This window comes from Rodentibacter sp. Ppn85 (assembly GCF_001999335.1).
Taxonomy (GTDB): Bacteria; Pseudomonadota; Gammaproteobacteria; order Enterobacterales; family Pasteurellaceae; genus Rodentibacter.
Genome location: NZ_MLHS01000079.1, coordinates 1 through 1,062 on the forward strand (window position 1 = coordinate 1; position 1,062 = coordinate 1,062).

Annotated in this window: 3 protein-coding genes; all 3 read left to right on the forward strand. The window is 39.4% G+C overall.

The window, feature by feature from the left end; genetic code table 11:
* On the forward strand, nt 1-424 hold a 424-nt coding region (locus tag BKL51_RS11090; RefSeq protein ID WP_255372295.1), incomplete at its 5' end, for a colicin E3/pyocin S6 family cytotoxin.
* A gap of 16 nt (nt 425-440) precedes the next feature.
* Nucleotides 441-671 (forward strand): hypothetical protein, encoded by a 231-nt coding sequence (locus BKL51_RS11095; RefSeq protein ID WP_077466727.1) that lies wholly within the window; start codon nt 441-443, stop codon nt 669-671.
* 58 nt (nt 672-729) lie between these two features.
* Complete coding sequence (locus BKL51_RS11905; RefSeq protein ID WP_158074926.1) at nt 730-870, forward strand: hypothetical protein; 141 nt, start codon at nt 730-732, stop codon at nt 868-870.
* Nucleotides 871-1,062 lie beyond the last annotated feature (192 nt).

The window sequence follows — 1,062 nt, forward strand, 5'->3', positions numbered from 1 at the left end:
TGTGAACCATACGGGAGGAATAGAATATCCGGCGGATTACAACTTACCGACAAATACAGGTGGGAGCCAGACTATTAGCCCTGATAAAAACAGCCATATTTTGGTTGGAGGAGAAAGCCAAATTGGGGATTGGAAGGATAATGTATTATTACTAACTGGAGATCAAAAATATCATCCAAATCCAAAATTGACTGATATTACGGGAGTTTCAGGATTGAGACCTGCTAAGCCTAAAACCTCAGTTCAAGGAGGAGGAAAATTAAGGGCGAGATGGAAAGATGTTGAAGGAAAAATATATGAATGGGATTCTCAACATGGGGAATTAGAGAAATATGATAAAAGAGGGAAACATTTAGGTGCTTTTGATTATAAAACTGGGGAGCAAATTAAGCCTGCAGATCCTAAGAGAAAAATTGAACCATAATTTTTAAGGGATGTTTATGAAAGAACTAGAAAGATACATTGAAATATATAATAACCTTACAGATGAACTTCTTGCTAGGATAAAAGTGAATATAGATCAAGATGATATAAAGAAACATATATCTGTAGATATTGATGATCCGCTTGTTTTAGGTGTTTATCAATTATCTAATGAAAATTTATCTAACTTTGGGATCATTAATTATGATGAAGGTTATATTAGCTTTTTTCTAACTTCCGAAGGATAAACTAGCAAGCGTAGAGTGTGTGGATTTGAAAAATCCACGCACGTAGTTATGTATCTTCGTGCGTGAACCTTTGGTTCACACACCCTACATCGCTTATACTAAATGGCGCGGCGGTTTTCGTCGTTATCATCAGCGCAAACATACTCAAGGCGGTGCATTGAAACGGGTTGATGAGCAGCACAAAGATATGGGCATTTAACGGAGGGGGTTATCACCTTAAACAAAGATAGCGCCCCAAGGGAGACGACGGCAGCGGAACTGGGTATTAACACCGACATCACAGAAGCCAACGCTCAAGTAGAAAGCCCGAAAGACATTCAAAAGGTGTTGAGCAGCAAGTACTCAGCCAAGCGATAGGCAATATTGCCGAGGCGACAAGCCGGTATAGCGA

Excerpts from the sequence above, each read along its gene's own strand:
- BKL51_RS11095 (WP_077466727.1), top strand. The coding sequence starts at position 441 with ATGAAAGAACTAGAAAGATACATTGAAATATATAATAACCTTACAGAT.